This is a genomic window from Saccharothrix sp. DSM 118769 (assembly GCF_052936295.1).
The window spans coordinates 1019194-1032578 of sequence record NZ_CP193627.1 but is presented as its reverse complement, the minus strand read 5'-3'; the positions used below and the strand labels follow the sequence as shown (position 1 = coordinate 1032578).

13 protein-coding genes and 1 tRNA gene are annotated in these 13385 nt (G+C 70.4%); 4 read left to right on the top strand and 10 right to left on the bottom strand.

Translation table 11 applies throughout. The features are described from left to right. The first annotated feature begins 57 nt into the window (after window positions 1-57). On the top strand, window positions 58-420 hold the full coding sequence (locus ACRAKJ_RS04990; RefSeq protein WP_438924076.1) for a hypothetical protein: 363 nt from the start codon (window positions 58-60) through the stop codon (window positions 418-420). Further along, window positions 417-1574, top strand: a complete 1158-nt coding sequence (locus tag ACRAKJ_RS04985) for a hypothetical protein (RefSeq protein WP_438924075.1) — start codon at window positions 417-419, stop codon at window positions 1572-1574. The genes ACRAKJ_RS04990 and ACRAKJ_RS04985 overlap by 4 nt, the downstream gene beginning before the upstream one ends. Window positions 1575-2215: 641 nt before the next feature. Here the strand turns inward: ACRAKJ_RS04985 and ACRAKJ_RS04980 are convergent. After that, window positions 2216-2800: a hypothetical protein gene (locus ACRAKJ_RS04980; RefSeq protein WP_438924074.1), complete on the bottom strand. Its 585-nt coding sequence runs from the start codon at window positions 2798-2800 to the stop codon at window positions 2216-2218. 172 nt (window positions 2801-2972) lie between these two features. Between ACRAKJ_RS04980 and ACRAKJ_RS04975 the strand changes: the two genes are divergently transcribed. Beyond that, window positions 2973-3374 carry a hypothetical protein gene (locus ACRAKJ_RS04975; RefSeq protein WP_438924086.1) on the top strand — a complete coding sequence of 134 codons (402 nt, stop codon included), beginning with the start codon at window positions 2973-2975 and terminating at the stop codon, window positions 3372-3374. Further along, complete coding sequence (locus tag ACRAKJ_RS04970) at window positions 3266-3502, top strand: Imm1 family immunity protein (protein WP_438924073.1); 237 nt, start codon at window positions 3266-3268, stop codon at window positions 3500-3502. The genes ACRAKJ_RS04975 and ACRAKJ_RS04970 overlap by 109 nt, the downstream gene beginning before the upstream one ends. A 155-nt stretch (window positions 3503-3657) precedes the next feature. On the opposite strand, the gene ACRAKJ_RS04965 is transcribed toward ACRAKJ_RS04970, so the two are convergent. The 9 genes from ACRAKJ_RS04965 to ACRAKJ_RS04925 form a co-directional block, all read right to left on the bottom strand. After that, window positions 3658-3999 (bottom strand): hypothetical protein, encoded by a 342-nt coding sequence (locus tag ACRAKJ_RS04965; protein ID WP_438924072.1) that lies wholly within the window; start codon window positions 3997-3999, stop codon window positions 3658-3660. Next, a complete protein-coding gene (locus tag ACRAKJ_RS04960) occupies window positions 3986-4384 on the bottom strand; it encodes a hypothetical protein (protein WP_438924071.1) in 399 nt (132 codons plus the stop codon). Before ACRAKJ_RS04960 ends, ACRAKJ_RS04965 begins: the two co-directional genes overlap by 14 nt. A 52-nt stretch (window positions 4385-4436) precedes the next feature. Further along, the gene (locus tag ACRAKJ_RS04955; protein ID WP_438924070.1) at window positions 4437-8909 is read right to left on the bottom strand and encodes a DUF6531 domain-containing protein; all 4473 of its coding nucleotides are present in this window, start codon (window positions 8907-8909) and stop codon (window positions 4437-4439) included. After that, window positions 8906-9211: a type VII secretion target gene (locus ACRAKJ_RS04950; protein ID WP_438924069.1), complete on the bottom strand. Its 306-nt coding sequence runs from the start codon at window positions 9209-9211 to the stop codon at window positions 8906-8908. The genes ACRAKJ_RS04955 and ACRAKJ_RS04950 overlap by 4 nt, the downstream gene beginning before the upstream one ends. 4 nt (window positions 9212-9215) lie before the next feature. Beyond that, a complete protein-coding gene (locus ACRAKJ_RS04945) occupies window positions 9216-9662 on the bottom strand; it encodes a YbaB/EbfC family nucleoid-associated protein (RefSeq protein WP_438924068.1) in 447 nt (148 codons plus the stop codon). 420 nt (window positions 9663-10082) lie between these two features. Beyond that, window positions 10083-10155, bottom strand: a tRNA-Ala gene (locus tag ACRAKJ_RS04940). 133 nt (window positions 10156-10288) lie between these two features. Next, window positions 10289-11050 carry a thioredoxin domain-containing protein gene (locus ACRAKJ_RS04935; protein ID WP_438924067.1) on the bottom strand — a complete coding sequence of 254 codons (762 nt, stop codon included), beginning with the start codon at window positions 11048-11050 and terminating at the stop codon, window positions 10289-10291. A gap of 70 nt (window positions 11051-11120) precedes the next feature. Continuing rightward, window positions 11121-12428 carry an MFS transporter gene (locus ACRAKJ_RS04930; protein ID WP_438924066.1) on the bottom strand — a complete coding sequence of 436 codons (1308 nt, stop codon included), beginning with the start codon at window positions 12426-12428 and terminating at the stop codon, window positions 11121-11123. A 61-nt stretch (window positions 12429-12489) separates the two neighbouring features. Continuing rightward, window positions 12490-13302, bottom strand: a complete 813-nt coding sequence (locus tag ACRAKJ_RS04925; protein WP_438924065.1) for a GNAT family N-acetyltransferase — start codon at window positions 13300-13302, stop codon at window positions 12490-12492. Between the last annotated feature and the right edge of the window lie 83 nt (window positions 13303-13385).

Genomic DNA, 13385 nt, shown 5'->3' with positions numbered 1-13385 from the left:
CCGTGTCGGATCCCGGCTCGGCCCCACCGGAACGACTGCGGCACGAAGGGACGACGAGTGGCGAAGCCCGCGAGGCGCGTGACCGGTCGGTGGCGGATCGTGGAGATGGACCAGTGGGACCAGGACGCCATCGACCTCGTCGAGCCCGGATTCATCGAGTTCACGCGAGGCGGAACCGGCGAGTTCGGCTTCATCGCCGTCAACGGGTGGATGGACTGCCGCTGGAGCGAGCGCGACGGCCGGCCCTTCGTCGAGTTCACCTGGGAGGGCAACGACGAGATGGACCAGGCCAGTGGACGCGGCTGGGCCGTCCTCGCCGAGGACGACACGCTCACCGGACACCTGTTCTTCCACCTGGGAGACGACTCGGGCTTCCGCGCGGCACCGTTCCCCGGGACCAGAGCGCGAGGCGGGCGTTGAGCGAGTACCAGTACTACGAGTTCGCCGCGCTGGACCAGCCGCTCGACGCGCAAGCCCAAGCCGAGGTCCGCGCCCTGTCCACCCGCGCGCGGATCACCGCCACCGGCTTCACCAACGAGTACGAGTGGGGCAATTTCCGCGGCGACCCGAACCGACTGGTGGAACGCCACTACGACGCGCACCTCTACCTCGCCAACTGGGGCACCCGACGCCTCCTGCTGCGCCTGCCACGCACCCTGCTCGACCTGGACACCGTCGAGCCCTACCTCGTCGACGGGCAGTTCGACGCCTGGACGACGGACACCCACCTCATCGTCGACCTGAGCAACCACGACGAAACCGGCGACTGGGACTACGAGCCACAAGGAGCACTGTCCGCCATCGTCGGCGTGCGGAACGAACTCGCCACCGGCGACCACCGCGCGCTGTACCTGGCATGGCTCGCCGGGTACGGCACCTGGGAACGCGACGAGGAAGCATTCGACCGCGACGCCGACGACGCCCCGGAACCACCCGTACCCGCCGGACTGCGCACACCCACCGCAGCACAGCGCGCCCTGGCCGACTTCCTCCGCCTCGACGACGACCTGCTCGCGGTCGCCGCCGAGACGAGCCCACCGCGCGACGAGACCACCGATGACCCCGAACGCCTCGCTGCCTGGGTAGCGGACCTACCCGGTACCGAGAAGGACCACCTGCTGCTGCGCGTCCTCCAAAACCAGGCCGCGACCGTCCGGGGGGAGCTGCTGCGCCGGTTCCACGACCACACCCCACCCGCCACCGCACCGCCGCAACGCACGGTCGGCGAACTCCTTGACGCGACCGCGCGCAGGCGCGCCGAACGACAGCAGCGGGAAAAGTCGAAGCGCGCCGAGGAGAAAGCCCGTCGCGAACGCGACCGAGCCCTCGCCCGTGAGCAGCGGCTGGACGAACTGGCGCAGGACGAGCAAGCCGCCTGGGCACGCGTCGACGCCCTGATCGCCACCCGCAAACCCGCCGACTACGACGCCGCCGTCGCACTCCTCGTAGACCTGCGAACCCTGGCCGATCGCGAAAACCGACCACACGACTTCACCCAACGTCACGCGGCCCTGCGCCAAACGCACAAGAACAAGCCCAGCCTGAACGCCCGCCTGGCACGCGCCAACCTGTAACCGACCGACCCGCCACAGGAACACCCACCCCGACAATCGACCGTCATCGCGGGCAAGGCGAGCGCGGTGTCACGGCGCGCTCACCGACTCGGCCGCGCCGTCGTGCGCGATGGCCACCGCCACCCACGAACGGCTGACGACACTTCACGCTAAGCAGCGAAATTTTCCAAAATTTCCAACTCACAGTCTACAGCGAACACAAGTCAAGATCCTCTACCGACCATACAACTGCAGGTCAACGAATGATTCGAATGAGCTTCCCACTTAAGGAGCCAGGCGAATCTGAACCTCCGACCCTCATACCGTCAGCATGGTCCACCAAGCGCCCCCGGCCAGCATAAACTGAGAACCAGCAGGTCAGCCGGTGTCGTTCACCGCCGTTTGAAGCCGTCGCATGTCGTTCAACTCCACCGCCTGCTCCAGATTTGCTTCACATATCACAGCGTGAATGAAGACAGAGGCCGGACTCGAACATCGAACATGTGTTCCCCACGTGCGGTATTGCAGTTGGTCCACAATCGCAGCGCAGACGCCAACCACCCGGTCAATCGTGCGCCCGATCGTGCCATGCCGCAGCCGTCGCCTCGTCCGCAAACCCGGAGCATGCCGGATCGTCCGGGCCATAGATGGCCTGGAACTCCTCATCCCACGCGTCGCCGCTGTCGCCGCGGCACCGGCCCTGCCGGCGAACGAGAGGAAGCCTGCACGCTCGTCGCACGCGACCCGGCACTCGCACGGGACCTCCGGATCGGCCGACCAAACCTGCCACGGGAATACAACGACGGCGACCTGCTCCACATCAACACCGCACCATCCGGCCCCGACGACGCGGACGCCGCAACCACGCCGCCCGCATCCCCGAGAAAGTCTGGGCCGAGTCCGCCGAGGTGCTGCGCATCGCCGACCAGGTCGCCGCCTTCTACGGACCCGTCGGAGCCGTGCTCGTCATCACCGCAGGCTGGACCGGCGCACGCTGGGGCGAACTGACCGGCCTGCAACGCCACAACCTGCACCTCTTCGACGACGACACAGGCTTCCTCATCATCGCCCCCCAGAACGGCGCCCTGCACGAATCCGCCGGCGGCAAGCTCTGGCTCGGCCAGCCCAAGACCGACGCCTCCGCCCGCACCATCACCCTCAACCAGCCCCGCGCCCTCCTGCGCCTCCAACCTGACCTTCCACGGACTGCGCCACAGCCACAAGACCTGGATGATCGACGACACCATCTCGAGATCGCCCAGTCACTCCGACTCGGCCACATCCTCAAGACCCCGTCCAACGCACCTGCTCCCACGTCGCCCCTGAAGCCACCAGCCGCCTGCTCCAGTGCCTCCAGGACCGCTGGGACAAGGCCGTCGTCGACGTCGGTGACAGCACCTGGCGCAGGATGGCGTAGCCATGCACGGTCTCCTCATCTATTACTTCAGCGGCGACAACCGCGCCGACGAGCCGGTTACCGTCGACTCCGAAGCCGTCCTCGACGATGTACTGACCGACATCCTGGCCAACCCGCAGTCACATCCGATCGTGGTGTACACCCAGAACCGACCAATGGTCGGCCCGGCCGAGTCGCCCGACCACCAACTCAAGTTCGACCTCGACATCCAGCACCACGTCGCCGCTGTTCACCTGTTCGGGCCGACAGACTTCCTGCCGGACAAGGCGACGAGTGGCGCGGAAAACACTGCGGCATGGATCGCCCTGCCCGGCAGACCGACACCTGGGTTCCTAGCGGCGCGACGCTCTACATCGACAGGGACACTCGCACCGCGTTTCCCGAAGAAGCCACTCTGCCGTTGAACCTGCTCCGCGAACTCCTGCACGAATTCATGCTGATCGGCAAACGCCCCGTATGCGTCGACTGGCAGCAGACCGACATCTTCCAGGGCAGTGACCGGTGTAGTTCCTCGCCGAGTTCACGGTTGTGAAGCGACGGACGAACACTCCGACATGACTGAACCGGCCGGTGCCTGACTCGGCCACGCGATTCGCCGACGCACCCAAGTCGGCCTCGGACGGACCGGCGGTCGTGGGTCTCCAGGAGAGGTGGCACGTCGGTTCTTGGTGCCGTGGCGCGTGCTGGTCAGAACGACCCGGCTTTGGACGTTCGGCTGCCCACTTGGGCGGCGGGGGCGGAAGTAAACCGGACGTCGGTGCTCTCCCCCGTGACCGTGACCGACACCCGGTCCCCTACCGGCACCTGCTCCACCCTGATGGGCAGGTGATAGTTCCAGCCGCGCACCTCCACGTCGTCGACCGCGGCGAACCTGAGGTGGAACCGGACCCAGTCGTGCTCGGGCGGCGCGTCCCACGTCCGGCGGGCGGCTTCGTCCAGCGGTCCTTCGAAGGACGCGGTGACGGCTTGGTCGCGTTCGTCCCAGTGCAGGGCGTAGAGATCGAACGCCGACAAGTCAGATGTGCTCATGGTAGGTGTCGGTCTCCGGTCCGGGGACTGCCGTGTACAGCCGCTGGTCCAACCTGCTCGTGAACTCGTGCGGCCCGTCGTCCACCGCGTCCGGGGGCGAATTGTGGGCGCTGACCTTGCCGAAGCGGAACTGCTCGGCGCACGTCAGCGTCAGGCGCAGCGACTCGCCGGTCACCGACACGGCCAGTCGGGCTCGCGGGCGTTGTTCGAACTCGACCGAGACGGTGGCGGGCAGCGCGGCACCGGACAGCCGGACGTCGTCGACCGCCAGGAACCCCAGGTGCGCCTGCACGCGGCTGTAGCCGGGCACGTCCGAGGCGACGGGCAGGTCGACGCGCAGCGTGCAGCCGGGCCCGCGGCGCTCGAAACGGATCGATCGCAGCACCGCGCCGGTGAAGTCCGGTCCCTGCGGGTAGAACCGGGCCAGCAGCTTGGCGTCATTGGGCAGGAGTCGGTCTGCCCAGGCTGGGGTTGTAATAGTAGTGCTCCTGCGCTCCGGGGACTTGGCCGTTGCGGGTGTTCTCGTAGGGTCGCACATGGACGTGCGGGGGTTGGTCGCCCACTCCGCCCTCACCGAACTGGTGACCGGTGTAGTGGTCCTGGAACACGATCAGCTCGTCCCTGTTGTTGAGGTAGATCTCCTCGGGAAAGAAGACAGGCTGGTGGTTTTCCATGATCTGCCGGCCGCTCGGCGTGGTGGACGGCACCATGCGGCTGTCGAGGGGCTCCGAACCCGGCGGGACACCGGCGTCGGCGAGGGCCTGCTGCTTGGCCTCGTCACCGCTGACGTCGCAGCCCTGCAGGCCGAGCGGGTCGATCTGCCTGGTCGGGTTGGGCACGTAGGCGCCGGGGTTGACCGACGGCACCAGCCCCAGCGGGTCGGGTGAGGCGTACCGCCCGGTTTCCGGGTCGTAGTAGCGGAAGTGGTTGTAGTGCCAGCCGGTCTCCGGGTCGTGGTACTGGCCCGGGAACCTCAGCGGGCAGGCCGTCTCGCCCGCCTGGGACAGCGTCCGCCCCCAGAGGGTGCTCGTGCGCCGCCAGCCGACCTCGCCGCGGGCGTCGACCAGTTCGGTCGGGCTGCCGACGACGTCCGCCACGATCGCGTAGAAGCGCCGGTCGACCTCGTCCTGGTCGACCTGGGCGACCGGGGTGACCGATCCCGGCTGGTACTCCCAGGTGCTGCTCGTGCCGCTGCTGTGGGCGTGCTCGACCAATCGCGTGCCGTCCCAGGTGAAGTCGAACCGCTCCACGGGGTTGCCGGCCACGTCGAACCGCTCCTTCGCGATCCGCCTGCCCATCGGGTCGTAGCGGTACCGCCAGGTGGTGCCGTCGGGTGTGGTCACGCCGGTGAGCCGGTCCTCGGCGTCCCAGGTGAAGCGCCACAGGCGCACCTGCCCCGACAGCGTGCGGTGCCGCCGTTGCACCACGCGGCCCTGCCGGTCGTGGACGTAGGAGGTGCGGCCGGCACTGCGCAGGCGCGTGGCGGCGTACTCGCGCGGCCCTTCGGACCCGTGGTCCGCGACCGGCAGGTCGGCACGGGTGATGTTGCCGACCGGGTCGTAGTCGTAGCGCTCGGACCAGCCCTGTCCCTGCACGGAGACGACGCGTCCGCGCCGGTCGAGCGCGAACCGGCGCTCGCCGGCCGGGTCGGCGATCCCCTCGACGTGGCCGTCCGGCCGGTACCTCCAACTGCGGTGGGTGATCGGCTGCTTGGCCGCGACGACCTGTCCGGTCAGCTGGTGGGCGGGCGACCACGACTGGGTGACGGTGAGTTCGCCCAGGCTCCGCTCGACCTGGCGGCCCAGCGGGTCGTGCCGGAAGGCGAGGCTGCCACCGGTCGCGTGCAGCGCCACCGGGTTGCCCGCCGCGTCGTACTCCCAGGCGGAGGTCACACCCGCCGCGGTCTCGCGGAACACGCGCCTGCCGACGGCGTCGAATCCCGACCGGACGGTCCGCCCGGCGACGGTTTCCGCGAGCACGCGCCCGCGGGCGTCCCGCTCGTAGACGACCTCGGTGTCCGGGTTGGTCGCCCGGACCACGCGACCGCAGCGATCGCGGTCGAAAGTGGTCGTCCCGGCGGGTGTGCGCTTCGCGACCACGTCGCCGTGGACGTCGCGCTCGTAGACGACCGTCTCACCCATGCCGTTGGTGCGGGTGGACAGCCTGCCGGCGGCGTCGTGGGTGTAGGTGAGCACCCGGCCGTCGAAGTCCACCTCACGACGCAGGCGGCCGGCGGCGTCGTACTCGTAGCGCCAGCTCAACCCGTGCGGGCCGACGACCTCGACGAGCCGGAGTTCCGTGTCGTACGCGTACGACGTGCGGGCCCCGTCCGGAGCGGTGCGGGCCGCCGGGAGGTCGAAGAACGTGAACTCCGTGCGGGTGACCTGCCCGAGCGCGTCGACGTGCTCGACCTGGTTGCCCTCGCCGTCGTAGTGCCACCGCTCGGTGCTGCCGTCGGGGCGGGTGCGCGCCAGCAGCTTGCCCTCCACGGTCCAGCTGTACCGGGTGGTGCCGCCGAGCGCGTCGGTCGTGGCGGCCACGCGGCCGAAGGCGTCCCGCTGGTGGCGGGTGGTGGCGCCGAGCGGGTCGGTGATCGCGCTGATCAGCCCGGCGTCGTCCGTCTCGTACCGCGTGACGTGGCCGAGCGGGTCGGTGGTGCGGCTGAGGTGGCCGCGTTCGTCGTACTCGAACCTCGTGGTGGCGCCGGCCGGGTCCGTTTCGGTCACCAGGTTGCCGTGGGCGTCGTACTCGCGCAGCCACCTGCCGCCCGCGGGGTCGGCGACCTCTGTCGCCAGGCCCGCGCCGGCATAGGCGGCGGTGACCGTCGTCCCGTCCGGCCTGGTGATCGTGGTGACGTCGCCCTCGTCGTCGTAGGCGTAGCGGGTGGTGCGGCCGAGCGGGTCGGTCACGGCCAGCGGCCGGTCGTAGCGGTCCCACTCGCGGGTGGTCACGGCGCCGAGCGGGTCGATCTGCCGCACCACCTGGCCGAGCTCGTTGAGCTCGTAGGTGGTCGTGCCGCCCAGGGTGTCGGTGTGCGTGGTGCGGCGGTCCTCGTAGGCGAACGTGCCGTTGAGCGCCCCGCCGGAACCGATGGTCGTGGTGGCCCGGCCCTGCTCGTCGTAGACGTACCGGTACCAGACGCCGTTGCGGTCGGTCCAGGACGTGAGCCTGCCGTCCTCGTCGTGGGTGAAGCGCAACGCGGCGCCGGACGAGTTGGTCACTTCGGACAGCTGTCCCGCGTCGTCGTAGGAGTAGCGCGTCAGGGTGATCGGCTCGGGCGTGGAGGTCAGCCGCAGCGCCGTCACCCGTCCGTCGGTCGTGTCGACCGCGACCTCGTACCCGCCGGAGTGGCGCAACCGGGTCGGCAGGCCCTCGTCGTCGTGGTCGACGAGGATCTCACCGCCCGCCCGCCGCCGGACGGCCGTCAGCGGCAGCGTCGAGCGCGCGTCCCACTCCGCGCCGACGGGCTGGAACTCCCACGCCAGCCCTCGCTGCGGGTGCACCACCTCGTAGCCCGCGCCGCTGCGCCGCAGCGCCAACCGCGGACCGAAGTCGGGCAGCACGGTTTCGGCGCCGTCCGGCTTGGGGAAGCGCAGCAGGCGGCCGTCGTCCGTCGCCAGCCAGACGTGGACCGGGCCGACCTCGACCCGCTGGTCCAGCGTGGAGGCCCAGGACGGACCGAACAACCGTCCGGCCCGGTAGGAGGACTGGTGGTGCCGGGAGAACACGAGCGGCAGCAGGCCGGGCAACGTGGCATCGGTCTGCGACAGCACCACCTCACCCGTGGCGACGTCGATCGGGTCGTCCTCGCAGAACGGCCGGTCGGCCGACTGGGAGGCGTTGTGCGGGTCGTCCACCGTGCTGTCGATGTCGCCGTCGCGCTGCCCGCTGTTCCCGGTGCGGTCGGTCTGCCGAGGGCCTTCCGGGGACGTGGTGGGTGTCGCGCCGTCCGGACTGGTGGTGTCGGGAGTGGCAGGGCTGCCCGGCGTGCTGGTCGTCGAGGGGGTGGTGGTGCCGGCGGGCGAGGTCGTGCCGGAGGGCGAGGTCGTGCCCGGTGCGCCGGCCGGGCTGGTGGTGCCGTCCGGGCCCTTGACGGTGGGTGCGTCGGGTGCGCTGGGTGCGCCGGCCGGGCTGGTGGCGCCGGGGGTGCCCGGGCCGTCGGCTTTGCGGCCGAGCCTGCCCAGCTTTTCCATGATCTCGCCGAGCTTGTCGAGGACCTTGCGGATGCGGGGGGTGACGTTGCCGATGGTCTTGACGAGCTTGCGGACCAGGTCGGAGATGCGGTTGCAGACCCGGGCGATGGTGGAGGCGGCCTGCGCGACGATCACCGGCGTGGCCAGGCCGAGGGTGGCGACGGCTTCCAGTGCCCAGGCGATGAGCTTGCCGACGACCTCGGCGACCAGGTCGCGGATGATCTCGCGGACGGCGGCGACGACCTCGCCCATGACCATCACGCCGACCCCCACGCCCTCGGCCAGGGTCGCGGCACCGGCGATGGCGTCGGCGGTCTGGGCGGCGTGGCCGCGGTAGGCGTCGGCGGCGTGACCCTGCCAGCCGGCAGCGTCCTGGGTGCCGAGTTCCTCGGCGACGCGGGCGACCTCGGCGGCGACGTTGGACCAGGTCTCGCTGAAGGAGCGGATCACCGGCGGGTCGCCGGCGAACCAGTCCAACGCCTCCTTGAGGGGCTGGACGTGCTCGATCAGCCAGCCCACCCCGTAGGAGGCGACGGTGCCGATCGGGTCGATGACCATCGACAGCACTTCCAACCCGACACCGACGCCGCCGAGACCGGCCTCGACCCAACTGCCGTCGGAGATGCCGCTCGCCAGGTCCGCGGCGGACTCGGCGATGCCGATGCCGGTGACCGCGGTGGTGTCGTCCTGGGGCGCTGCGATCAGCGGGTTGTTCACCGGTTCATCCCGTCGAAGCGGCTGGACTCACCGGTCTCCTGCTCGTCGTAGGCACGGGAGGTTTCACGCAGGTTCGCGGCGTTGTCGGCCACCGTCTCCGCCGCCTTGGTCAGGGCCTGCACCCCCATCTCCTCGAAGGGCTGCAACAGCATGGCGAACGGCTGGCAGACCACGCCGTAGGCGGAGTCGTTCATCGCCACTGTCCGCGCGGCGTCCGCGGCGGTGCGCAGCCGGTCCGCCAAACCGTCGACCCGTCCGGCCAAGGCCGTGATCTCCCCGGTGAGAACCTCGTAGCCCGTCATCGCTTCACCCCAGGTAGCTGTCGTCGCTGAAGTCATCGCCATCGCCGCGGCGCGGTCGGTGTGGCGGAACGGGAGGGGTGTCCGGCTCGACCTGCGGGAAGTTGCGCTCGGCGGTGGCCACGATGTGCTGTCCCGATGCGGTCCCCCCGACCGTCTCCCCCACGATCCGGGCCAACTCGGCCGGGTAGGCGGCTTGGGCCTGGCGCATCGCCTCCATCACCGCCGCCGCGATCTGCTCCGGGCGCAGCCGCGACACCGCCTCGGTCATGGACACGTCACTGGGGATGCCGTTGGGGCCGACGGTCACGCTGACCGCTCCACCGGCGGCCGACCGGGTGAGCGAGATCCGCTCGACCTCCTGCCGCATCGACTCGTACCGCGCCGCCTTCTGCTCGGCGTCGCGCTCCCAGTCGTCCACCAGGCGCTGCACGTTGGCCAACGGATCAGTCATCGGCTTTTCCCTCCGGCGACGTGAAAACCGCGCCACGCTACCCCGTGCGGGACGGCACCCGAGGTGGTTTCGCTCCCGAAACGCCGGTTCAGCCCAACGGCGTGGCCCGAGCCGTCGTGTGACGGGTAGGCGGTGATGATCGGTTGGACGGTGTCATGACAGACATCCCGCAGCCCACAACCGCACCCGCCCGCGGGTACACCGGGAATTGGTCAACGATCGGCCCGGCTCAGCGACAACGTGACCTTACGCACCCGCAGAGAACTGGAGCACAACGCTGACAACATTTCGTCCGGAGCGACCGCCTGCTCCGGATTTGCTCCAACTCGGCCACCGCAGTCCACAGCGGACGCAAAGCAAGATCGCCCGCCACCTGCATCAACGCAGGTCAGCGGGCGATTCTCATACGATATTCGATTGTGGAGCTGAGGGGACTCGAACCCCTGACCCTCACACTGCCAGTGTGATGCGCTACCAGCTGCGCCACAGCCCCTTGCTTCGCACGGTCCCACCGGGGTTTCAGGCCCGCCGTTCTCGTGTGGCAATACCGTACAACACGGGGTGCCCCCGAGTGAAATCGGGGGGTCCCCCAACGCGTCTTGGCTGCTAGCGGGCTTGGGGTGGGGTCACTTGAGGAGGTTGGTCAGCCAGTTCTCGTCACCGAAGTCGATGACCTGGCCGTCCTTCATCACGGTGGGCGTGCCCTTGAAGTCGCCGGTGCCCTTGGCGGCGTCCAGCTCGGCCTGGGCCTCGGCGACGTGCTTGTCGCCCTCGACGCACTGCTTGAACGCGTCACCGGTGATGCCGAGGTCGGTGCCGAGCTTCACCAGCTCCTCCTTGGTGTACCCGGGACCGCCTTCCTCGGGCTGGGCGGCGAACAGCGACTCGTGGTACTCCCAGAACTTGCCCTCGTCGGTCGCGCACAGCGCGGCGTTGGCCGAGTCGCGCGAGTAGCCCTCCGGGTCGGAGTAGCGGATGAGGAAGGGCAGGGCGTGGTAGCGCACGCGCAGCGCGCCCGCTTCGATCTCCTGCTTGATGCGGGGGCCGTAGACCTTCTTGAACTGGCCGCACGCCGGGCAGAGGAAGTCCTCGTACAGGTCGATCGTGGCCTTCGCCGACTCCTCGCCGACGACGACGACCCCGCCTTCGCGCTCGACCGGCGCGGACACGCCCGTCAGGTCGGCCGGCGGCTTGAGCGCGTCGTCCGCGGAGTCCTTGTTCGCGGTCCAGACGACCCCGCCGATCACGACCAGCGCGAGCACCACGACGACCGCGACCCCGATGACGACCTTGTTCCGGTCGCCGGAGGAACCCCGTGCCGCCACGACCGCCTTGGTCGCCCGCTGCTCCTGCTTCTTCTTCCGAGCGTTGCGCTCAGCGCCACCCACGTCGTCTGTCCTTCCCGGTCCGCCTGCGCCCGCAGGCTACCGAGGGATGCTGAGCAAAAGCTGAGTGCGATCACGCGTCCGGCTGACGCGGACGTCCGGCCACGCGCTCGCCGACCGGCACCTCGGGGCCCTCGTCCAGGGTGCCGCACTCGTTCGCGACGTCCGACGCGACGTGCGACTCCTCGGTGCGGGGCAGGGTCTCGGGGGCGAACAGCCAGAAGATCAGGGCGAGGCCCGCGATGGCACCCGTCAGCGTGAAGGCGGCCTGGTAGGAGAAGTGGTCCACGAGGACGCCCGCGAGGAGCGGGCCGACGATGGCGCCGCAGTCGGCGACCATCTGGAACGCGGCGAGCACGGGGCCGCCCTTGGCCTTGGCACCGATGACGTCGGCCACGACGGCGTTCTGCGGCGGGTTGAGCAGCCCGGCCCCGACGCCCGCGACGAGCGAGGCGACCATGAACAGCGGCACGTCGGTGGTGAACCCGAGCCACACGGTGCCGAAGCAGGACACGGCGAGCCCGGCGATGGCCATGGGTTTGCGGCCGACGGTGTCGGACAGCTTGCCGGAGATCATGAGCACGGCCGCGTTGCCGACGGCGAACACGGACAGCGAGATGCCGGCCATGGCGGGTGTGCTGCGCAGCGCCTCGACGACGAACAGGGGCACGAGCGAGATCCGCACGCCGAACACGGCCCAGCCGTTGGCGAAGCCGGAGGCGAGCGCGGCCCGGTAGGCGGGGGAGCGGACGGCGTCGCGCACGGTCATCGACGGCTGCGCGGCGGAGGTGTCGAGGGCGGTGAGCGTGGACCGGCGCAGGAACCACCAGACGACGAGGGCGGCGATGACGAGCGCGACGGCGTAGGCGACGAACGGCGCCTGGATGGAGATCTCGACGAGGGCCGCGCCGACGATGGGGCCGGCGATGTTGCCGAGCAGGAACCCGGTGGCCCACACGCCGGAGGCGCGGCCGCGCAGGGCGGCGGGCGTGATGCGGATCAGCAGGCCGACGGCGGAGACGGTGAACATGGTGGAGCCGATGCCCGCGAAGCAGCGGAACAGGATGAGCTGCCAGTAGGCGGTGGCGAAGCCGCACGCGCCGGTGCCGACGGCGACGATGAGGATGCCGACGATGTAGACCCAGGTCTCGCCGAACCGGTTGACCAGGCGTCCGCTCACGGGCGCGAACAGCAGTCTGACCAGGGCGAACGAGCTGACGACGGCGGACACGGCGAACGTGCCGACGTCGAAGCTCTTGGCGTAGGCGGGCAGCACGGGCGCGACGATGCCGAAGCCGATCGCGATGATGAAGCTCGCCGCGACGAGGACCCACACCTCGTTGGGCAGCCGGGGTTTCGCCTTGACGTCGTTCCCCAGCACGTGAGCCCCTCTCAGCAGTCCTTTAGCCCTGCTAAGGATATGCCTCGGGGCAAGGGATTACTCAATCGAGCAGTTCATCGACCCTCCGCGCGTAGGCGGTCACCGGGTAGCAGACCTCGAAACCGCACGCCTCGGCGAACCGCTCCCCCGCGCCGCCCTCCGCCACGTGCGCGGCCACGAGCAGCGCCCCGGCGTCGGCCAGCACGGTCACCAGCCCGCCGACCAGCGCCCCGCCGACGCCGCGCCGCCGCCGGGCCGGGCGCACGACGACGTGCTCCACCAGGCCGACGCCGCGTTCGCCGAACCCGGAGGCGAACCCGGCGACCCGGTCGCCGTCGTCCACCACGAGGAACGCGCACCTCGGGTCGTCCAGCCGCTGCCCGAGGTGCCGCAGCAGCCGCGCGGCGTCCGCGCCGAGGTCGTCGGCGAGCAGCTCGGCCACGCCCGGCAGGTCGGCGTCGGTCGCGCGCCGGACGTCCGACGAGGAGCGGGGCGTCCCCCGGTGCACGACGACCAGCGCCTCCTCCACGGCGTGCCAGCCGGTGTCGTCGGCCAGGCCCTCGATCTCGGCCACGGTCGTCGGCGACGCGTACAGCACGGCCTCGGCCCGGCCCACATCGGCGAACGTCCGCTCCAGCCTCATCAGGGTGCCCGCGACCTCGGCGGACGACCCGTACACGGCGCACGCGTGGTTGCCGGTGGGCAGCGGGTCGTCGGGGTTCACCACGACCTGGGCGACGCCGACGCGGCCGACCCTGCCGTAGCGGACGGCGCCGGACGCGAGCCTGGCGGTCTCGACGAGCCCGGCGAGGTCGCGGGCCCGGTAGGGGTCGAGCAGGTCGGGGTCGTCGGGGTCGTGCAGCGGGTCAACCACCCGGTCAGCCTCGCACCCCGGCCGGCCCCGCACCTCCCGGCCCTCCCGCGCCGCGGGGCGCGTGCCGAGTCGCCACCTCCCCC